General features: G+C 61.1%; 13 protein-coding genes. 11 read left to right on the forward strand and 2 right to left on the reverse strand.

Going from position 1 to position 21,250, the window contains the following annotated elements; translation table 11 throughout:
* The first annotated feature begins 9 nt into the window (after positions 1 to 9).
* From ABDK11_RS02070 to ABDK11_RS02095, 6 genes are all read left to right on the forward strand, one after another.
* The gene (locus tag ABDK11_RS02070) at positions 10 to 2,727 is read left to right on the forward strand and encodes a TonB-dependent receptor (protein ID WP_346838666.1); all 2,718 of its coding nucleotides are present in this window, start codon (positions 10 to 12) and stop codon (positions 2,725 to 2,727) included.
* Between the two features lie 122 nt (positions 2,728 to 2,849).
* The gene (locus tag ABDK11_RS02075) at positions 2,850 to 5,336 is read left to right on the forward strand and encodes a glycoside hydrolase family 88 protein (protein ID WP_346838667.1); all 2,487 of its coding nucleotides are present in this window, start codon (positions 2,850 to 2,852) and stop codon (positions 5,334 to 5,336) included.
* Between the two features lie 20 nt (positions 5,337 to 5,356).
* Positions 5,357 to 6,199 (forward strand): 5-dehydro-4-deoxy-D-glucuronate isomerase, encoded by an 843-nt coding sequence (gene kduI, locus ABDK11_RS02080; protein WP_346838668.1) that lies wholly within the window; start codon positions 5,357 to 5,359, stop codon positions 6,197 to 6,199.
* 160 nt (positions 6,200 to 6,359) lie between these two features.
* The gene (locus ABDK11_RS02085) at positions 6,360 to 7,151 is read left to right on the forward strand and encodes a gluconate 5-dehydrogenase (RefSeq protein ID WP_346838669.1); all 792 of its coding nucleotides are present in this window, start codon (positions 6,360 to 6,362) and stop codon (positions 7,149 to 7,151) included.
* Between the two features lie 167 nt (positions 7,152 to 7,318).
* Positions 7,319 to 8,722 carry a glycoside hydrolase family 28 protein gene (locus ABDK11_RS02090; protein WP_346838670.1) on the forward strand — a complete coding sequence of 468 codons (1,404 nt, stop codon included), beginning with the start codon at positions 7,319 to 7,321 and terminating at the stop codon, positions 8,720 to 8,722.
* Complete coding sequence (locus ABDK11_RS02095; protein ID WP_346838671.1) at positions 8,719 to 11,526, forward strand: TonB-dependent receptor; 2,808 nt, start codon at positions 8,719 to 8,721, stop codon at positions 11,524 to 11,526. Before ABDK11_RS02090 ends, ABDK11_RS02095 begins: the two co-directional genes overlap by 4 nt.
* A gap of 526 nt (positions 11,527 to 12,052) precedes the next feature.
* Here ABDK11_RS02095 and ABDK11_RS02100 read toward each other — a convergent pair.
* Together ABDK11_RS02100 and uxaC are read right to left on the reverse strand one after the other, a co-directional pair.
* Positions 12,053 to 13,546 carry a mannitol dehydrogenase family protein gene (locus tag ABDK11_RS02100; protein ID WP_346838672.1) on the reverse strand — a complete coding sequence of 498 codons (1,494 nt, stop codon included), beginning with the start codon at positions 13,544 to 13,546 and terminating at the stop codon, positions 12,053 to 12,055.
* Positions 13,547 to 13,630: 84 nt separating this feature from the next.
* Positions 13,631 to 15,046 (reverse strand): glucuronate isomerase, encoded by a 1,416-nt coding sequence (gene uxaC / locus ABDK11_RS02105; RefSeq protein ID WP_346838673.1) that lies wholly within the window; start codon positions 15,044 to 15,046, stop codon positions 13,631 to 13,633.
* A 464-nt stretch (positions 15,047 to 15,510) separates the two neighbouring features.
* Between uxaC and ABDK11_RS02110 the strand changes: the two genes are divergently transcribed.
* From ABDK11_RS02110 to ABDK11_RS02130, 5 genes are all read left to right on the forward strand, one after another.
* Complete coding sequence (locus ABDK11_RS02110; RefSeq protein ID WP_346838674.1) at positions 15,511 to 16,467, forward strand: sugar kinase; 957 nt, start codon at positions 15,511 to 15,513, stop codon at positions 16,465 to 16,467.
* Positions 16,468 to 16,628: 161 nt separating this feature from the next.
* On the forward strand, positions 16,629 to 17,612 hold the full coding sequence (locus ABDK11_RS02115) for a TRAP transporter substrate-binding protein (protein ID WP_346838675.1): 984 nt from the start codon (positions 16,629 to 16,631) through the stop codon (positions 17,610 to 17,612).
* A gap of 78 nt (positions 17,613 to 17,690) precedes the next feature.
* Complete coding sequence (locus ABDK11_RS02120; protein ID WP_346838676.1) at positions 17,691 to 18,203, forward strand: TRAP transporter small permease; 513 nt, start codon at positions 17,691 to 17,693, stop codon at positions 18,201 to 18,203.
* Between the two features lie 12 nt (positions 18,204 to 18,215).
* Positions 18,216 to 19,517: a TRAP transporter large permease gene (locus ABDK11_RS02125; protein ID WP_346838677.1), complete on the forward strand. Its 1,302-nt coding sequence runs from the start codon at positions 18,216 to 18,218 to the stop codon at positions 19,515 to 19,517.
* A gap of 95 nt (positions 19,518 to 19,612) precedes the next feature.
* Positions 19,613 to 21,226 (forward strand): glycoside hydrolase 43 family protein, encoded by a 1,614-nt coding sequence (locus tag ABDK11_RS02130; protein ID WP_346838678.1) that lies wholly within the window; start codon positions 19,613 to 19,615, stop codon positions 21,224 to 21,226.
* Positions 21,227 to 21,250 lie beyond the last annotated feature (24 nt).

Consider the following 21,250-nt stretch of genomic DNA (forward strand, 5'->3'; position numbering starts at 1 on the left):
ATGAGAGTCATGAAGACCTTCAAGCTCAAGCCCATTGCTCTGGCAATGACAGTAATCGCTGCGCCGGTAGTAGTGCAGGCGCAGGACCAGGCCCTGGAAGAGGTGGTTGTTACTGGATTTTCCGGCAGCTTGGCCCAGGCCCTCGATACCAAGCGCGATTCCGCGGGAATGGTCGACTCCATTTTGGCGGAAGATATTGCCGATTTTCCCGATCAGAACCTCGCTGAATCCCTGCAGCGTATTCCCGGCGTGACCATTGATCGCGATGGTGGGCAGGGCCGTGAAATTACCGTGCGCGGCCTGAACTCCACCTTTACCCGTGTGCAGATCAACGGTATGCAGGCGCAGTCTCTGGCTGCGGGTTCCGGTGGCGTACAGACAAGTCGCGGTTTTGATTTCAACGTCTTTGCATCCGAATTGTTCAATCGCCTGGATGTCTACAAATCTACCTCCGCGGAACTGGAGGAAGGTTCCCTGGGGGCGACCGTGTCGATGCATACGGCGCGTCCGTTCGACTACGATCCCGTCACGGCCGTGGCGAATGTTCAGGCCAGTTATAACGACGGCAGCCAAGAACTCTCCCCTCGCACCTCTGCGCTGCTGAGCCTGAGTAACGACGACAAGACCCTGGGCGCGCTCGTCTCTGTCGCCTACTCCAAGCGCAATGTGTATGGCTATGGCGCCGACACCGGTCGATGGGAAGATGACAATTTCGCCAGCTGTTCCGCGTGCGACGTCGCGGGAGAGTTTGAGCGGGTCAAGGGCGCCTGGCACCCGCGCATTCCGCGCTACATGAACCGCAATTACGGTCAGGACCGCCTGGGTGTGACCACCTCACTGCAGTGGCAGGCGAGTGATTCCACCCTGGTGAGTTTCGATGCCCTGTATTCCAATCTCGATTCCCAGCGTACCGAGCCGAACATCAACCCGATTTCTCTGGCGCGTACCGGCGACACCGGTAACGCGGAGACGGATGTCGCCGCGTATACCATCGACGGCCACAACAACCTGATTACTGCCACCATGGACGGCGTCGATACGCGGGCAGAAAATTTCCTCGCCGACTGGCAGTCCAAGTTTGCGCAGTACTCTCTGTCTCTGGAACACGACTTCAGCGAAGACTTTCATCTGAAATTTCTCGCTGGTGGGTCCAATTCCGATCTGAATAACCGAGAGAGCACCCTGGTGCTGGAACATTTTAGTGAGAGTGATCCACGTAAAATGATCGAATATGCGGAGTCCAATGACACCGTAAGCTACGATTACACCGACATGACCTCCCCGAAGATCATGTTCGGATTCGATACCACCAATCCGGCAAACTGGGCGTTGTCCGAGATTCGCGATCGCCTGTACGACGCCAAGTCTTCCACTTCCGATTTCCGTCTGGACCTGGACTACGCGCTCAACGATGCACTGACTTTACGCGGCGGTATCACCAAGAAATCCTACGGCTACGAGATTGCCGGCCTGCGTGCCGATGCCGCACTGTCTGATGCCGATGCGAGGGACGGTACCGTTGATGGCGAGGCCTGTGGAATTGGTGCGAATATCAGCAGTGATATGGGCTCCATCGCCAACCCCACTGGTATCGCATATTTCAAAGGCAATCTCTCCCTGGTTGATCAGGCCCTGGCGAGTGGCTGCTGGCCACACGCAGTGCGCGCAGGCGACACTCGCGATGTACAAGAGGACAGCCTGGGCGTCTACGCGCAGTTGGATTTTGATACCGACGTCGCCGGCCGCCGTTTCCGCGGTAACTTCGGTGTGCGCACCGTTGAGACCGATCTGACGTCTACCGGTCTGCAGAACGGTGACATCGAGGTGACGGTAGATAATGACTACCGCGATACACTGCCGTCGATGAACCTGGTTTACGAGCTGAGCGACGACGTGATTCTGCGCGGTAGCGCCGCCAAGGTAATGTCCCGCCCGAATCTGGGGACCCTGAACCCGGGTGGTAGCGTGTCCATCTTCGGCGACCCGAAGGTAAGCTACGGCAACCCGTTTATCGAGCCGTTCCGGGCCAAAGCCTATGACCTGGGTGCCGAATGGTACTTCGCCGAAAACGCCGTTGTGTCGGTGGCCTACTTTGTGAAAGACATCGAATCCCTGCCGATTGGCCAGACTGACGTCATGTCCTGGGCCGAGACCGGCCTGCCGGACAGCCTGCTGGGCGCGCAATACGATGATCTGTATAACGCAGACTTCGAAGTGAAGCGCACTGTAAACGGCGACAAAGGTGGCAATCTGGATGGGTGGGAGCTGCAATACCAGCAGCCGCTGACATTCCTGCCGGGACCGGACTGGGTGCGCAACTTCGGTATTCTTGCCAACCTGACCAAAGTGAACTCCGAGGTGACCTACAGGGCGGGTGAACCGGATGAATTTAAAGGGCCGTTGAGCGGACAGTCCGATGACTCCTCCAACCTTACCCTGTACTGGGAGAACGACGCTTTCTCCGCGCGTATTTCCATGGCGAACCGAGGCGAGTACTCCACCCGCCCGCAAGAGGTCAGCGCGGAAAAAAGGCGCTACGTGGATGCGACTACCTTCCTGGACTTCTCTGCCAACTACCGTGTGACGGATAACCTCAAGGTAAACTTCGAGGCGATCAACCTCACCGATGAGCCGGTATTTTCCTACATGGACCCGAACGCCAAGCGCATGATCAATGAGATCAGCACGGGTTCGCAATACTTTGTCGGCGCCCAGTACAAGTTCTAAGTCTGAAATTGGCGCGCGGCGCATGTTTGCCGCGCGCCCCGCTATTTATTCGGCGGTGCGCAAAACGAATTAGTCGCTCGTGCCGCCGACAGCCAATGACCACCGGGTTCGAGGAGATATCCGTGAAATTTGTAACTCGACTCAGTCTGCTCCCTCTTGTTGCTGCCTCGTTTACCGCCTGCAGTGACGGCTCCGAACCTGCCGCCGTGAGCAAGCAGCAACCAGTGGCTCAGCCGCAGAAAACTGCGGTGGCGGATATTGCCCAGCTGGAGCTCTCCAATCCGTCGGACTTTGCCCGGCGCGACGAGCCCGTTTACCTGAGTTACCGCGAACTCGGTGTTGCAGCGACGCCGAACCTGGCGGTGTGGCGCGGCGACAGCCGGCTGCCGGTACAGGTGATCGATCGCGATGCCGACGGCAGCAACGACGGTATCCTGTTTACCCTGGATATCGGCGCCGATGCCAGCGCCAAGCTGCGCGTCGCCACGGCCGAATCTGCGGGGCCCGCTGCGGCCAAGCGCACCCAGGCGGAGCTGTCGCGCAAGACCGGTGGCCACTGGAAAGGCCGCGAATATATGGGTGGTCACTTCGAGAATGTGCAGCAGCTCGATGTGCCCAGGGAGCACACCGACCACTCCTGGTTTATCCGCTATGAGGGCCCGGGGATCGAATCCGACCTGGTGGGTTACCGGGTCTACCTGGATTGGCGCAACGGCTTCGATATTTTCGGCAAGCGCACCGGCAAGCCGGTGTTGCAGGACGTCGGCCAGGACGGCTTTGATTCCTACCACCATATGTCCGACTGGGGGATGGATATCCTCAAGGTCGGCGATGCGCTCGGTATCGGCGGCTACGGTTACTGGGATGGCAAGCAGGTACAGCGCGTCAGTGACGTCGAGCACTGGTCTTCGCGCATCGTCAACAACGGCGCTCTGTTCTCGCAGTTTGCCACCGACTACCGTGGCTGGCAGCCGGTGGCCGGCAAGCGCACCGACCTGCACGCGCACCTGTCGATGCACGCCGGCAGCCGCCTGGTGGAGGTGAGTGCCCGCTCCAGCAAGCCGCTCGACAATATGGTTACCGGGTTGGTGAAGATGCCCGATACCGAACTGCTCGTCGGTGATATGAACATCACCGGCAAGGCCTGGACCTATGTCGGCACCTACGGCAAGCAGAGCCTCGACGGCAGCAAGCTGGGTATGGGCCTGTTGCTGCGCAAGCAGGATATCGACAAGATCACCACCGATGCGCATAACCAGGTGGTGGTACTCGACCCGGCCGGCCAGCAGATTCACTACTACTTTACCGCGGCGTGGGCAAAAGAGGCCCCCAGCGATAAGGGCCCGATCACCGACAAAGCACAGTTTGAGCAGTATCTGCAGCGCGAGGCGGAAAAGCTGACCATGCCGCTGCGCAAGCGCCTGACCACCAGCGCCACCCTGGCCGAAGCGCAGCAGCCGCTGACCGCGGACGCGGCGCTGGCCTGGAGCCAGCGACTTGCCGACGCGCAGCTGCAACACCTGGCACCGCAACTGGCGTATGGAAAATTCGATCCACTGCGCAAGCGCCCATCCAGGTTCGAGTACACCACCGGACTGCTGATGCAGGCTTTCGATGATCTCGGCAGCGCCACCCACGCGCCGCGTTACTCCAACATGGCCCACCAGGTGATGGATTCCTTCGTCAACGACGATGGCAGTCTCAATGGCTACGTGCAATCGAAATACAATATCGACAGCATCAATTCCGGCAAGATGCTGCTGCGCATGTACGAGCAGACCGGTGCGGAAAAATACCGCAGTGCCGCGGCGACGCTGCGCGCACAGCTCAAGGACCAGCCGCGCACCTCCGCCGGCGCCTTCTGGCACAAGCAGCGCTACCCCAACCAGGTGTGGCTCGACGGTGTCTATATGGGCATTCCGTTTCTGGCCCACTACGAAAAGCTGCTCGACCAGCACGCGGATTTCGACGAGGTACTGGCAGAGTTCAAGGTCGTGCGGGATAAGCTGCGCGATCCTGACAGCGGCCTCTACTACCACGCCTGGGATGAAAAGCACGAGCAATTGTGGGCGGATAAAAACAGCGGCCTGTCCGCCTATCACTGGTCGCGGGGCATGGGCTGGCTGGCAATGGCGCTGGTCGACACGCTGGACTATATTCCCGCGGAAAATACCCGACAGCGCGCTTACCTGAAAGACATGATCAACGAGCTGGCGCCGGTATTACAGAAATATCAGGATGCGCAATCCGGTACCTGGTTCCAGATCACCGACAAGCCCGATGCGCCCGGCAATTATCGCGAAGCCAGTGGCAGCAGTATGTTCACCTATTTTCTCGCCAAGGCCATCAACAAGGGATACCTGCCGGAATCCTATGTGCCCCTGGTGAAAAAATCCTATCAGGGGCTGTTGCACGAATTTGCCCAGGTGCACGCCGATGACAGCGTCAGTCTCACCAGCATCTGCGAAGTGGCGGGCCTCGGCTACGGCCGCGATGGCAGCTACCGCTACTACATGAGTGAACCCGTTATCGCCGACGACCCCAAAGGCACCGGTCCGTTCATCATGGCCGGTGTACAGATGTATGAACTGTTGAAAAAGCGCAGCTGAACAGAGCGAGGTAAACAGCCATGACGACCGCATACGATGAACGATTCGCCAGCCACCCGCGCGACTATGTCAGCTACGACACCGAGCGGCTGCGCGAGGAATTCCTGATACCGGTGCTGTTCGAGGCGGACACCCTGCGTCTGACCTACACCCATGTCGATCGCATGATTGTCGGCGGCGTTATGCCGCAACAGCAGAGCGTTGCGCTGGAAGCGATCGCGCCGCTGAAAGCGGAATTTTTCCTCGAACGCCGCGAGCTGGGCGCGATCAATATCGGCGGCGCCGGCACGGTTGAGGTGGACGGCGAGGTGTACGAGATAGCGCCGAAGGAGGCGCTGTATGTGGGCCGCGGTGCGCAGGAGGTGAAGTTCTCCAGCAACAGCAGCGCCGAACCGGCGAAATTTTACCTGAACTCGACACCGGCGCACCGTCACTGCCCGACGCGCAAAGTGGGGCAGGAGGATGCCAACGTGCTGGAGCTCGGCTCCGGCAACACCTGTAACCAGCGCGTGATCCGCCAGCTGCTGGTAAAGGAAGTGGTCGAGACCTGCCAGCTGCAGATGGGCATGACCGAGCTGGCACCCGGCAGTGTCTGGAACACCATGCCGTGCCACACGCACAGCCGCCGCATGGAAGCCTATATGTATTTCAACCTGCCGGAGGATCAGGCCGTGTGCCACTTTATGGGCCCGCCGCAGCAGACCCGCAGCATCTGGATGGCGAACGAGCAGGCGGTGATTTCGCCCACCTGGTCATTGCACTCCGGGGTGGGGACCAGCAACTACACCTTTATCTGGGGCATGGCCGGGGAGAACCTCGACTACACCGATATGGACCACGTGCAGCCATACCAGTTGCGCTGAAGACATGTTGTTTAACAAGCACGAAGAGCAGACCTGGCAGAAGTCCACCTCGCCGGTTTGGTAGGGGCGGACCCTGCGTCCGCCCGAGGCGCGGGGCTGCCAGGCAAGCCGAGGAAAGCCACGGTATTTCGTGCTACGGAAATGATTCAGGGTTTAATCAATGTCTAATGCACTGTTTGATCTCACCGGCAAGCTCGCGCTGATTACCGGTGCCACCCACGGCCTCGGTATGGCCATGGCCGAGGGGCTCGGTAGCGCCGGGGCCAAACTGGTGATCACCGGTCACTCGTCGCGCGAGAAACTCGATACCGCAGTCGCTCAGCTGCGCGACAAGGGCTTCGATGCCCACGGCTACCTGTTCGATGTCACCGACGAGGCTGCAGTCGAGGAGATGGTCGCATTGATCGAGCGCGAGCAGGGGCCGATCGGTGTGCTGGTCAACAATGCCGGCATCATCAAGCGGGTACCACTGCTGGAAATGGAACTGCAGGACTGGCGTCAGGTCATCGACACCAATTTGACCGGCGTTTTCACCATGAGTCGGCCGGTGGTCAAACGCATGATCGAGCGCGGCGCCGGCAAGGTCATCAACATCTGCTCGATGATGAGCGAACTGGGGCGCGATTCCGTTTCCGCCTACGCCGCGGCCAAGGGCGGCCTCAAAATGCTGACGCGCAATATGGCCACCGAGTGGGCCCGGCACAATGTGCAGGTCAACGGCATAGGTCCGGGCTATTTTGCCACCAGCCAGACCGCGCCGATTCGCGTGGATGGCAACCCGTTCAATGAATTTATCCTGAACCGCACACCGGCCGGTCGCTGGGGAAACCCGGAAGATTTACAGGGCACTGCGGTCTTTCTCGCGAGTCCGGCGAGCGATTTTGTCACCGGTCAGATCGTCTATGTCGACGGCGGAATACTGGCGACCATTGGCAAACCCGCCAATGAATAAACGGCCTGAGTTACTGGCCGTCAGCGATTAACACGGCAGTCAATACTGCCGCCTGAGTAAAGCAATAAATCGGTAGATTACCCGCAGTTCCGGTGCACTCCTTGTACCGGAGGGCACCCTGCCGCCTGAAAAAAATAATACACAGGCACTGGGTCGAGGGAAACACTGTGAGAGAGAAGCTCTGGTACAGCTCCGTTGTACCTATAGCGATGTTGGGGTCGTTACTGCTGTCGCTGCACTGCGCGGCGACAGATGGCGACTGGGTGCAAGCCGAGCGCATTGCCGCGGATATCCACAAGCCGGATATCCCCGCGCACACTTATTCAATTACCGAGTTCGGCGCGGCGCGTGGCGCTGACGCCGATGCGCGCCCGGCCATCCTGCAGGCAATCAGCGCCGCCGCAGCCGCCGGGGGCGGGCGGGTGATCATTCCCGCAGGAACCTGGAAAAGCGCCGGACCGATCGCGCTGCAGAGCCGTATCGAATTACATCTGGAGGAGGGCGCGCGGCTGTTGTTCTCGCGCCGTGCCGCCGACTACTTGCCGGCGGTCAAAACGCGCTGGGAGGGTACGGAGCTTTACACCTATTCGCCGCTGATCTACGCCGCCAATGTCCATGATGTGGCAATTACCGGGCCCGGCACCATCGACGGCAATATCAACAGCGAATTCCGCGGCTGGCACGCAAAGGCGCAGCCGGATATGCAGCGCCTGCGCGAGATGGGTGCCGGCGGGGTGCCGGTGGACAAGCGTCTCTTTGCTGCGGGCACTTTCCTGCGCCCGCCGCTGGTGCAGTTCTTTCACGCCGAGCGGGTGCTGCTGCAGGGTTACACCGCGGTGCACTCGCCGTTCTGGGTCAATCACCTGGTCTACACCCGCAATGCCACCGTGCGCGGTGTGCGTGTGGACAGTCACTTCGCCAACAACGACGGCATCGATATCGAGTCCAGCCGCAATGTGCTGGTGGAAAACTGCCATTTCCGCACCGGTGACGACTCCGTGGTGATCAAGTCCGGTCGCGATCTGGATGGGCGTACGATCGGGGTTCCCAGCGAGCGCATCCTGGTGCGCGGCAACGATATGGGCGGAGAAGATGGCATTGCGCTGGGCAGTGAAATGTCTGGCGGCATCCGCGATGTTTTCTTTACCGACAATATCCTGCGCGAGGGCGAATCCGCCTTTCGTTTCAAATCGAATCTCGACCGCGGTGGCCTGGTGGAAAATATTCACCTGCGCAACCTGCAGGTCGAGTCCTTCAAGAACCTGTTCTGGTTTCAACTGAACTACCCCGGCGAGCTGGGCGGATTCTTTCCAGCTACCTACCGGGATATCGTATTTGAGAATATCCACGCAAAAAGCGTGGGCACTTTTCTGGAAGTACACGCGCCGGCGGCTGCGCCGCTGCGCAATGTGCAGTTCAGAAATATCCGGGTCGACAGAGTGGAAACGCCGCTGGTGGTCGAGAATGCGGTCAATGTGAAATTCGACGGGGTAGAACTGGGTCGCCAGACGATTGATGGAGTACTGAGCTGGCGCGAAAAAACTAAAATAGAGAAGGAGAGCTTGCGATGAAGAGATTTAAATTGAAACCCTTGGTGCTCGCGGTGGCAGTGACCGCACCAGCCTGGGCCCAGGAGCAGAAGCCGCAGGATACCGACAGCCAAGCCGTTGCCGGCAGCGGGGGGCTGGAGGAGGTCACCGTTACCGGTTTCCGCCAGTCCCTCGAGCGCGCCCTGGATGCCAAGCGCATGAACGCCAACAACACCGACAGCATCGTCGCCGAGGATATCGGCAAGATGCCGGACCTGAACCTGGCCGAGTCCCTGCAGCGGGTACCGGGGGTGGCGATTTCCCGCGAGGGTGGCGAGGGCCGCAATATCACCGTGCGCGGCCTCGGTCCGGGCTTTTCCCGTACCACCCTGAACGGCATGGAAGTACCGGCCAGCACCGGGGGGCTGGATTCCTCCGGCGGCGTGAACCGCAGCCGCGATTTTGACTTCAATGTATTTGCATCGGAACTGTTCAACAGGATCACCATCCACAAATCACCGGTGGCCTCGGTGGAAGAAGGCGGCCTGGCGTCCACGGTGGAGTTGTCCACACCGCACCCGTTTGACAATCCCGGTCAGCAGATGGCGTTTGGTGGTCAGTTGACCGCGGACAGTTTCGCCGGTGAAACGGACCCGCGTTTTACCGGTATGTACAGTAACACTTTCCTCGACGACAAGGTGGGTGTGCTGGTCAGTGCCGCCTACTCCGAGCGCACCGTGCGCCAGGAAGGCTTCGGCTCGGTGCGCTGGACCGCGCCGTACAGTAACGGCGGGCGCAGCTGGGCCAACAGCGATGCGGATACCAGCATTAGCGGCACGCCGAACCCGGGCGCCAATTATCCCGGCGAGAGCATCGACCCATCACAACAGCTGGATTACATGTGGACACCGCGCCTGCCGCGCATGGACTCGTTCAACCGCTACCAGGAGCGCCTGGGCCTGACCGGTTCGCTGCAGTACCGCCCCACCGATAACATGGAGTTTTCACTGGACGTGCTGAATTCACAGCTCAGTGCGGACGTGACCTCCTACAACTACTTTGCCCAGTTCCGTAACACCTATGATCAGATCTCTCCCACCAGCGTGACGCTGGATGGCAGCGGACGCTATATCGTCGCCGGGGATTTCGCCAACGTTACGCCGCGCTCGGAAAGCCGGGGGCAGTTCAGCGATTCCGATTTCACCCAGACGGTGCTGTCGGGCAGGTTCGACCTCGCCGACAACATGCAGTTGAACGTGATGTACGGCAATGCGGTCTCCGATCATGTGGAAGAGCAGTACCGCTACAACCTGACCGCGGCGGAGGGACACGACTTCTCCTACTCTTTCGCCAAGAACAGCAATATCGCCGAGATGTCCTACGGCTTCGATATTCTCGATCCATCCAACTATGTATGGTCCGGCCCGACCCTGCGGCATGAAGTCGTGCGCCGCGACAACGATACCTTCCGGGCCGATCTGACCATCAGCGATGACAACGCGTCCAATATCAAGAGCGGCCTGATCTGGAACAACCGCGAAATCGATTCCCAGTTCTGGAACCCGACCGAAGGTACCATCACCCAGCCAGCCACGGTGGACGGCAGCGTCACCACCCAGCTCGCCAGTGTTGTCGGCGACTACGCCGGCGGTATCGACAAACCCGGCGGCTTCCCCACCAACTGGCTGGTGGCCAATTTTGATGCGGCCAATGCCGCCTGGGGCGCGGGGCAGTTCACCCTGGATCGGGACAACTCCAAGACCTATGACATCACCGAGGAGACCCTCGGTGGCTATGTGGAAACCAATGTGAACACGGAGCTGATGGGCCGTCCGCTGACCGTCAATGCCGGTCTGCGCGTGGTGGATACCACTGTCACCTCACGGGGGGTGTCCAGCGACGGCATGGGCGGCTTTGTACCGACGGAACTGCAAGACAGCTACACCGAGTGGCTGCCGTCCACCAACCTGCTGTGGGAATTCCACGACGACCTCTATCTGCGCGTGGGCCTGGCCCGCAACCTGTCGCGCCCGGGCCTCGGCAGTATGGCCGGCACTGTGGATGTAACGCCGATCAACGGCAATGTGTCGGTGGGTAACCCGGGACTGGAGCCGATCCGTGCGAATTCTGCTGACATCGGCCTGGAGTGGTATTTCGCCGAGGAGTCGCTGCTGGCGTTGACCGTTTTCCACAAACAGATCGAAAGCTTTATTACCGGCACCACGCTGACCGGGCAGGAGCTGCCCAGCGATATCCGCGCAATTGTCGCCGCGCGACCGGAGTACGATCCGAACAGCCCGCTGTATGACCCCAGTGTACTGTCGCCGGATTCTGACGACTGGAATATCACCACCAGCGAGAACGGTGATGGCGCCGACCTGGACGGCTACGAATTGTCTTACCAGCAGCCACTGCGCTTCCTGCCGGGCTGGGGGAGCAACTTCGGCGTGCTGGCCAACTTCACCCACGTGAAGTCCGAGGCAGAATACGGCAACGGTGTGGTCGGTTCGCTGGAGGGACTATCGGAGAACAGCTACAACTTCGGCCTCTACTATGAAACCGATCTGTTCGGTGGCCGCGTGATGGTCAACAGCCGCGACGATTATGTCACCGACCAGACCGGCTCCAACGACAACGCGTCCCACGCAACCACTGGCCCGACCCGGGTGGATGCGTCGGCTTTCTACAACATCAACGACCACATCAAGCTGACCCTGGAGGCGATCAACCTCACCAACGAGTACGAGCGCCTGTACACCACCGGGCCGGTCGGCGATCTGGATCTGGTGCGCGAATACAACAGCACCGGACGCGAGGTACTGCTGGGTATGCGGATGAACTTCTGATCCGCAGCGACGCAGCCCTGGATAATTCCGGGGGGGGAGGTCTGGGGCTGCGTCATCCCGGTAGTTTTTTCCAGGGCGAACTTCGGTTCGCCCTTTTTCGTTTCTGGTTCTGAGGTGCTCTGTTCTGGTGCGGTGGCGGCAAAGCCCCGGGTGTACCATTTCGAAATGGTACACCCGGCACTTTGCCTTCGTTTCGTAGTTGATGGCTTCGTAAGCAGTAGTAGGCTGGCTGAACTCGAAGTGTGTCACAAACGTTATGCGAAGGTCCTGATAGCGATAGCTGTTTGCCAGACGTTGACTCGGGCCATCCGTGGCCCTCGCCCTGCGGGCGCTTTCAGCGTCCAAAACGGCAATCCTGCCGTTTTGTATGAGGCATGGATGCCGATTAGAGCGTACAGGGACGTATTCACCGCGTGTCTGGCAAATAGCTATCGCTAGCAGGGCCGCCACCGAACTTTCTACAGCGCCCTATACAAAAAGGGCGAGCCGAAGCTCGCCATTATGGGGTGAATATTTGTAGTGGGGTTCAGGCAGGGCTGGTTTCCATCAGCGCACGTACGGCGCCGAGAGCGCCGCCGCTGGCAACACGACCCAGTTGCGCAGCCAGGGCCTGCTGCAGCCGCTCATTGTGTTGCAGGTCGTCACCAAATACCGGTGCAAAACCGAGGAAGGCGCGCGCGAGTGCGGCGTTGTCGGCCTGATGGCTGTCGCACAGGGCTTTCAGTTCGATGGCTAGCGGATCGGAGACTTCGATCGGCAGGCCGGCGTCGTCTACGGCGGAGACGTAGCGGATCCAGCAGGCCAGCGCCAATACCAGTGCGTCAATCGAGCCGCCCTGCTGCAGCTGGTGGCGCAGGGTACCGAGCCAGCGCTGCGGGATTTTCTGCGAACCGTCCATGGCGATCTGCCAGGTGCGGTGGCGCAGTGCGCGGTTTTCGAAGCGCTGCACGAGTTGTGCGCGATAGGCGGCGATATCGAAATCCCCCGGTACCGGCACCGCGCCGCTGGCTTCGAATTCGAGGAAGTGTTGTGCCAGTTGCCGGAACGCCGGCTCTGCCATCACATCGGCGATGGTCTCAAACCCGGCCAGATAACCGCTGTAGGCGAGCATTGAGTGGCAGCCGTTCAGCAACCGCAACTTGATCAGCTCGTAGGCTTCCACATCCTGCACGAAAGTTGCGCCGGCCCGGTCCCACTGCGGGCGCCCGTAGAGGAAGTCGTCCTCGATGACCCACTGCGAAAAAGGTTCCGCCATCACCGCGGCTTCGTCACGGCAGCCGAGTAATCCCTGCATCTGGTCGCGGTCGGTATCGGTAGTGGCGGGCACGATACGGTCCACCATGGTGGCCGGTGTGCTGGTGTTGGCGGCGATCCAGGCGGCCAGATCGGTATCCACCAGTTGTACATACTGGGCCAGCACGCGGCCGAGCAGTTTGCCGTTGGATGGCAGATTGTCACAGGACAGCAGGGTAAAACCCGGCAGGCCGCGTTCGCGGCGCAGCTGCAGCGCACCGACGATCAGGCCCAGTGCGGATCTGGGTTGCTGCGGATTTTGCAGATCATGGCGAATGTCCGGGTGCTGCGGGTTCAGGTTGCCGCTGGCCGGATCGTGGCAGTAACCCTTCTCGGTGATGGTCAGGGAGACGATACGAATTTCCGCGCGCGCCAGCTGTTCCATCAGTCGGGCCGGGCTCTCCGGAGCCACGAATACATCGCCGACCGCACCGATCACCTGTATCTTGGTGCCGGCATTACTTTTTTCCACCAGCGAGTAGAGGCCGTTCTGCGGTACCAGCTGATCGCGCACACCCGATGAGCGCAGGCTGGCACCGACAATGCCCCAGTCCATCTCGCCCGCGGCGATGCGGTTTTCCGTGTACCAGGCCTGGTGCGCGCGGTGGAAGGCGCCGATGCCCAGGTGCACGATGCCGGGCGTAACCTGGCTGCGATCATAGGCGGGTTGGAGAATCTCTGTCGGAAGAGATTCCAGCTGGCTGTTGTCGAGTCGTTGTGGGCTCATACTGTTGTGCTTGTTTTTTACTTTTTGTTGCGCGGGAGCGACCCGCGGCCGCTCCCGGGAAAATTGCCGGATTTGTGCCGGCTCTCAGAGCTTGTAGGCCTTCTTGGCCAGGTTGTAGCTCAGGTCTTGCGCCAGTTCGAAGGCTTCATCTTCCTGCAGGCGGTGGTCGGCCACCAGCTGGGCGAGGAAGCCGCAGTCCATACGGCGGGCGACATCGTGACGCGCTGGAATGGACAGGAAGGCGCGGGTATCGTCGTTGAAGCCGACGGTGTTGTAGAAACCGGCAGTTTCCGTGACCTGCTCGCGGAAGCGGCGCATGCCCTCGGGGCTGTCATGGAACCACCAGGACGGGCCCAGCTTGAGCGCCGGGTAGTGGCCGGCCAGCGGCGCCAGTTCACGGCTGTAGCTGGTCTCGTCGAGGGTGAACAAAATAACGCTCAGGTCCGGCTCGTTGCCAACCGCTTCCAGCAGCGGGCGCAGTGCGTGCACATAGTCGGTCTGCGACGGAATGTCCGCGCCCTTGTCGCGGCCGTAGCGCTCGAACACCACCGGGTTGTGGTTGCGTACCGAGCCGGGATGAATCTGCATTACCAGGCCGTCATCGAGACTCATGCGCGCCATTTCAGTCAGCATCTGGCCGCGGAACAGCTCGGCGTCTGCAGCGCTGGCGTTACCGTCGCATACCCGGGTGAACAGCGCCTCGGCATCGGCGCGGCGCAGATTGGCGGTGGTGGCGGTAGGGTGGCCGTGGTCGGTGGAGGTGGCCCCCATCTGTTTGAAGAATTCGCGCCGGTTGGCCAGCGCCGCCAGGTAGCCGGCGTAGTGTCCGGTGTCCTCGCCGGTGAGTTCCGCGAGTGTGCGCAGGTTGTCGGCGAAGCCCTCGTACTCCGGGTCGAGCACCGGGTCCGGGCGGTAGGCGGTGATCACCCGGCCGCTCCAGCCGCTGTCTTTAATCTTCTGGTGGTGGCGCAGGTCGTCGAGCGGTGATTCGGTGGTGGCGATGACTTCGATATTGAAGCGCTCGAACAGCGCGCGCGGCAGAAACTCCGGCGTTTTCAGGGCGCTGTCGATACACTCGTAATACTGTTCGGCGGTGCTGCCGTCCAGCGCGACATCCAGCCTGAATACATCGTGGAATACGGTATCCAACCACATGCGCGACGGCGTGCCGCGGAACAGGTAATAGTGTTCGGCGAATTTCTGCCAGATGGCGCGCGGGTCGGTTTCTACCGGCGTACCGTCGCGGCTGGGAATGCCCAGGCTCTCCAGCGCCACGCCCTGGCTGTAGAGCATGCGGAAGACATAGTGATCCGGTTTGATCAGCAGGTCGGCGGGGTTGCCGAACGGCTGGTTGTCGGCAAACCAGGACGGGTCCGTGTGCCCGTGCGGACTGATGATGGGCAGGTCGACGACGCTCTCGTAGAGTTTGCGTGCAATATCCCGGCTGACGCTGTCCGCGGGAAACAGGCGATCGGGATGCAGTTGCAGGGGACGTGTCATAGGGGCATGTCTCTTGTTATCGGATTTGTTCTTCCTTCAGCAGGCAGCACAAACTGTATTTCCGCTCCGCCTGCCAGCCCGGTCATTCATGACCGGGGCGCAAATAGGGCGCGCAGGTGACCGCTTTGCCGTAAAGGCTTTGCGGGCATGTGGCGCAAAACCGGGCTGAAAACGTCCGGGCGACCTTTACAGGTTTCCGGTAAGGGTAACGCCCAGCCGGGAAAAATGCCGCCCCGTACCCGGGGCGGCCGGAATTGCGCGGCAACGCACTGCTGCGCCGCGCCAGGCGTGGAGAAACCCAACCGCACTGTCGAGCACTGCTGCTCACAGGCTGGAGTTGTCATGGTGCCAAAAATTGGTTATACCAGTCAACAATAATGGTAAGGCCTTGATGCCGGAAGCGGCATCGGGCGCAAATCACGCACTGGATGCACAACAGCAGAGCAGCACAGCAGGGGGAAAATGTGAAACTGGCAGCGCTGGGTGAAGTAATGGTGGAGCTGGCTCCGCAGGGGGCGGATGGCGCGGGTACACCGCTGTTGGCGCAGGGCTACGCCGGCGATACCTACAACACCTCCGTTTATATCGCCCGCAGTGGCGTCGATGTTCGCTATGTGACGCTGCTCGGCGACGATCCGTACAGTGCCCAGATCCTGGCAACGCTGGCCGCCGAGGGGATCGACACAACCGCCATCGAGCAGCTGTCGGGGCGCAGCCCGGGGCTGTATATGATCCGCAACAGTGCCGACGGTGAGCGCCAGTTCACCTACTGGCGCGGCGAGGCGCCGGCGCGGGCGCTGTTTGCCGATACCGTGAGCCGCGAGCGCCTGCAGGCGCAGCTGCGCGAAGTGGACTGCATCTATCTGTCCGGGATCACCCTGGCAATCATGGCGCCCCCGGCGCGTGAGCACTTACTCACGTTTCTTGCCGAATTTCGTCGCGGTGGCGGTCGGGTGGCGTTTGACAGCAACTATCGCCCGCGCCTGTGGGCCACGCCGCAAGATGCACAGCGCGCGGTGGCGGCGCTGCTGGCGCAGGCAGATATTGCGCTGTTGACCCTCGAGGATGAACAGCTGCTGTGGGGCGATGTCGACGCCGACGCCTGTCTGACGCGCAACGCCGACTATCCCCTGGCGGAGCTGGTGTTGAAACGCGGACCGGACCCGGTACTGCTGCAGAGCGATGGCACTGTACATGCGCTCGCGGTGCCACCGGTGACGGGGATTGTCGATACCACCGGCGCTGGCGATGCCTTCAACGCCGGCTACCTGGCCGCGCGGCTGCACGGTGCGGTAGCCGCGGAGGCGGTCGCCGCGGGCAATCGCTGTGCCGCGCGGGTGATCCGCCACCGCGGCGCGATTATTCCCGCCGCGCAGTTTGCCGCTGAGCGGGCGCTGGCGCCGGTTGCCGCTTCGGAGTAATTTGGTATTGATAGAACTGCGATGGGCGCCAGATTTGGCATTGCAGCTGGCCGTCCGCATCGATAGAATGGTAAGACCAATTTGGTTTTGCCGTTTGCCAGAGGCAACTATCGGTAATACCTGCCTGTAGAAATAATAATAGCGAACAGGTGTACAAGATGATGAAGAGAGGTCTCCCGCTCCGGCTGGCGGTGCTTGCGGCCGCGTGCCTGCTGCTCGGCAGTTGCGGGCTGAAGCAGTCGCAGACGGTGCTGAAACTGGCCCATACCCTGGACCAGAAGCACTCGGTGCACCGCGCCATGGTGTTTATGGACAAGCGCCTGCGCGCGCTGTCCGGCAATACCATGCGTATCGATATCTATCCCGGTGGCCAGCTGGGCAGCGAGCGCGAGCTGATCGAGCTGCTGCAGATCGGCAGCCTGGCGATGGCCAAGGTTTCGGCGAGCCCGATGGAGGGATTCGTGCCGGAGCTGAAAGTCTTCAACCTGCCCTATGTATTCCGCGACAAAAAACATTTCTGGGATGTGCTGCAGAGCGATGTCGGTCGCCGCCTGCTGCTGGCCGGGCAGAAGGCGCGCCTGCGCGGTCTCGGTTATTTCGATGCGGGCAGCCGCAGCTTCTACGCCAACGACAAGCCCATCCGCACCCCGGCCGATCTGCACGGGCTGAAGATCCGCGTGCAGAACAGCCAGACCGCGATCAGGATGGTCAACACCCTTGGTGGTGCCGCCACGCCGGTGAGCTGGGGCGAGCTGTACACCGCCCTGCAGCAGGGGGTGGTCAACGGTGCCGAGAACAATCCACCCAGTTTCTATCTCTCCAAGCACTACGAAGTGTCCAAGTACTACACCCTGGACGAGCACACCTACGTGCCGGACATGCTGTTGATCAGCACCGAGGTGTGGAAAAAGCTGAGCGCGCAGCAGCAGAAGTGGCTGCAGCGGGCCGCGGACGAAGCCGTGGTCTACCAGCGCAAGCTGTGGCAGGAGTCCACGCGCGAATCCCTCGCTGCGGTGGAGGCCGCCGGCGTGCAGGTAATCCGCCCGGACAAGAAGCCTTTCGTGGCGGCCGTACAGCCACTGCTCGCCAGCTACAAGGGCACCGAGGTGGGCAAGCTGCTCGACGAAATTGAAGCGATCCAGTAGCCGTATTCCCCTGGTCCGGGCTGCCTCCCGGTAGCGGCGGGCGCAGGGATAAAAATAAAGATAACAAGGACTGCAGCGATGTTTGTAAGCAAAGTCGAAAGACTGCTGGCGTTCGTGCTCGGCTGTCTGCTGGCACTGATGGTGCTGGACGTCACCTGGCAGATACTGACGCGTTTTCTGCCGATGAATCCCAGCTCCTATACCGAGGAGCTGGCCCGTTACCTGCTGGTGTGGATTGGCCTGTTGGGCGCGGCCTATGCCTATCGCACCAGGGCCCACCTGGGCATCGACCTGCTCACCAATGCGCTGCCGCCGCGCCTGCGTCGCGCCGCACAGATTTTTGCCCTGCTGGTATGCCTGGCCTTTGCCGCGGCGGTGATGGTATTCGGCGGGATAAAACTGGTGCTGCTGACGCTGGAACTGAACCAGATGTCCGCGGCGCTGGATATTCCCATGGGGATTGTCTACAGCGTGATTCCGCTGTCGGGTACGCTGATCTGTGTGTTCAGTATTGAACCGCTGCTGCAGTTGCTCGGTGGCGTCGGGGTAGCGGCGCAACCCGCCGAAACCGCTGAACTGGCTCAGGTCTAGGAGGCGCGCGCTATGGAAATTGCAGTTCTGGTATTACTGGTCAGCTTTGTCATCCTGCTGCTCCTGAATATCCCCATCTCGATCAGCATCGGTGTCGCCACCCTGCTGACGATGCTGGTCACCATCGACCCGGTGCCGGCGCTGATCACCATGGCCCAGCGTATGGCCACCGGCATCGACAGTTTTGCGCTGCTGGCGATTCCATTCTTTATTCTGTCCGGCATGCTGATGGGCAGCGGCGGAATTGCGCGGCGTATCATCGATTTCGCGCGCGTACTGGTGGGCATGCTGCCCGGCGGCCTGGCGTTTGTGAATATCATCAGCTGCACCCTGTTCGGCTCCATTTCCGGTTCCGCGGTCGCGGCCACTTCGGCGATCGGCGGCTTCATGATTCCGTCGATGAACAAAGAGGGCTACGACAAGAGTTTCAATACCGCGGTGACCGTGGCTTCATCCACCACCGGGTTGCTGATTCCACCGAGCAATATCCTGATTGTGTTTTCACTCGCCAGCGGTGGTGTCTCCATCGCCGCCCTGTTTATCGCCGGCTACCTGCCGGGGCTGCTGGTGGCACTGGGGCTGATGCTGGTGTGCGGTATCTGGGCCAAGGCCAAGGGCTATCCGGTGGGTCAGGTCACGCCCTGGCGCGAGGCGCTGCAGAAAACCGTGGATGCGATTCCCAGCCTGTTTTTAGTCGTACTGGTGATCGGCGGTATTATCAGCGGCTTCTTCACCGCTACCGAGGCCAGTGCCATCGCGGTGCTCTACTCACTGCTGCTGTCGGTGCTGGTGTACCGGGAAGTGAAAGTGAGCCAGCTGCCGGGGCTGCTGGTCAAGGCGGTGGAAACCACGGCCATCGTGATGTTCCTGATCGCGGCGTCGTCGGCCATGTCGTGGATCCTGTCCTACGAGAATATTCCGCAGACCATCAGCCAGGCGCTGATCGGCCTCAGCGACAACCCGCTGCTGATCCTGCTGACCATCAACCTGATCCTGCTGGCGGTGGGGGCCTTTATGGATATGACCCCGGCGGTGCTGATCTTTACCCCGATCTTCCTGCCGGTGGTTACCCAGCTGGGCATGTCGCCGTTGCAGTTCGGCATCGTCATGATCCTGAACCTGTGTATCGGCCTGTGTACCCCGCCGGTGGGCAGCGTGCTGTTTGTTGGTGCCAGTATCGCCAAGACCTCGATCACCAGCCTGATCCGGCCGCTGCTGCCGATGTACGCGATGATGTTCCTGGTGCTGATCCTGGTTACCTATGTGCCGGCGATCAGCGAATACCTGCCGCGCGCACTGGGCCTGATCGAGTAGTCGGGCCCATCCTCGTTCCGCTTCCCTCCTGCCGCCGATGCGGGAGGGGAAGCGGGAAGGAATGCGGAACAGGAACTCCACGGGACAAACACGCCATGAAAAAATTCCTATTTCTGTTCACCGGCGTCCTGCTGCTGGCAAGCGCCGCACGAGCGACCGAATATACCAACCCGATCATTCACGCCGACTATTCCGATCCGGATGCGATCCGCGTGGGCGACGATTTCTATATGATTTCGTCCAGCTTCAACCGCGCGCCGGCATTGCCGATCCTGCACTCCCGCGACCTGGTGCACTGGCGGCTGATCGGCCATGTGTTGCAGAACCTGGTACCGGATTCCCGCTACCGGGTGCCGCAACACGGCAACGGCGTCTGGGCGCCGACCCTGCGTTACCACGCGGGAAGGTTCTGGGTGTTCTATCCGGATCCGGACCAGGGCATCTTCGTCACCAGCGCCCAGAGCATGCGCGGCCCCTGGAGCGAGCCGCACCTGCTGTTACCGGGCAAGGGCATTATCGACCCGGCGCCGCTGTGGGACGATGACGGCAAGGCCTACCTGATCCACGCCTGGGCCAAAAGTCGCGCCGGCTTCAACAATGTGCTCACACTGCACCGCATGAGCAGCGATGCGCGCGAGATTCTCGATCGGGGCAGGGTGATCATCGACGGCAACAAACTGCCCGGCTACCGCACCCTGGAAGGGCCCAAGCTGTACAAGCGCAACGGCTTCTACTATGTGTTTGCGCCGGCCGGCGGCGTCACCCAGGGCTGGCAGGCGGTATTCCGCGCAAAAAATATTGCCGGACCCTACGCGGCAAAAGTGGTGCTGGCGCAGGGCAGCACGCCGGTCAACGGCCCGCACCAGGGCGCCTGGGTGGAAACCGCCGCAGGCGAAGACTGGTTCCTGCATTTTCAGGACAAGGACGCCTACGGGCGTATCGTACATCTGCAACCGATGCAGTGGCGCCACGGCTGGCCGGTGATCGGTGCCGACGCGGACGGCGACGGCCGCGGCGAACCGGTACTGCGTCACCGCGCGCCGCAGGTAACTGAATCTTCCGCCGGCGGCTATCCGGCGGTGGCCGATGAGTTTTCCGCGCAACGGTTGCAGCCGCAGTGGCAGTGGAATGCCAACTGGCGCGCCGGCTGGTACTCGCTAACCGCGAATCCCGGCTACCTGCGTCTGTTCGCCCAGCCGGCGGCACAGCAAGATGCAAACCTCTGGCAGCAACCGGCGCTGCTGTTACAGAAATTTCCCGCGGAGCAGTTTCGCGTACACACCAGGTTGCGACTCCATGGCGCAGAAGCGGAGGCGGGCCTGCTGCTCTACGGTACCGACTACGCCTGGCTGGGGCTGCGGCGCCGGGGCGACAACAACCAGCTGATCTACAACGTCTGTATCGGCGCGCGCAGCGGCTGCAAAACTCATGAAGTTGTCGTCGCCGAGTTGCCGCAAGCGCGGGTCGAGGTGGGGCTGAGTGTCTTCCCCGGGCACCGCGCCATCTTCTCGTTCCGCAATGCCGGGGGTACATGGCACACGCTGAATGAGGGCTTTATTGCCCGGCCCGGCCGCTGGGTGGGGGCCAGTTTTGGTCTGTTTGCACTGGGTGATGACGGTTACGCCGATTTCGATTACCTGAAAACCGGCGAATTACAGCGCGCCGCGGTGATGCCGGGAAACGGTTTGCAACGTTCGATCATTGATTGATTAAAAACAGCCACCTCCGCCGCC

Origin of the sequence: Microbulbifer sp. SAOS-129_SWC (genome assembly GCF_039696035.1) — a bacterium.
Lineage (GTDB): Bacteria > Pseudomonadota > Gammaproteobacteria > Pseudomonadales > Cellvibrionaceae > Microbulbifer.